Below are 397 nucleotides of genomic sequence, written 5' to 3'. Positions count from 1 at the left end.
GTTTTTTCTTTTAGTTTTAGCCATTGATAAATGGTGTTGCGTGAGATTTGGAAAACAGCAGATGCTTCAGAAATACTACCAGTTTTGTCACAGTATGCGAGGACTTTTTTACGAAAATCTAGTGAATATGCCATAAAAACATGATATCACAAATGTACTGTTTTTACTTCATTTTACTATACAAACGTCATACCTGTCAAAAAGCAGGTCATCCTCCATAAATACGATGAAAAGCACCATAAAACATGAAGTCAGAGAGCCACTTCCTTTATTTAAGTATGTTTATATATACGCCTGTTTTAAAGCAGAATGACTAGAGCCAAAAAATCCGCAACTGCGGATTTTTTTATTCTTCTTCTAACCCAGGCAAGTCAATTTCGATATCTTCTGTCGTAAC

The 397-nt window shown here is 34.5% G+C and carries 1 protein-coding gene; it reads right to left on the bottom strand.

What is annotated here, in order from left to right; translation table 11 throughout:
* Nucleotides 1-134 (bottom strand): IS630 transposase-related protein (locus tag IR141_RS12940; protein ID WP_167743237.1); only part of this gene is annotated, 134 nt, incomplete at its 3' end.
* Nucleotides 135-397: the final 263 nt, after the last annotated feature.

Origin of the sequence: Neisseria sp. 19428wB4_WF04 (genome assembly GCF_015235335.1) — a bacterium.
Taxonomy (GTDB): Bacteria; Pseudomonadota; Gammaproteobacteria; order Burkholderiales; family Neisseriaceae; genus Neisseria; species Neisseria musculi.
The sequence above is the reverse complement of the archived record's forward strand: the minus strand, read 5'-3'. Positions and strand labels throughout refer to the sequence as shown.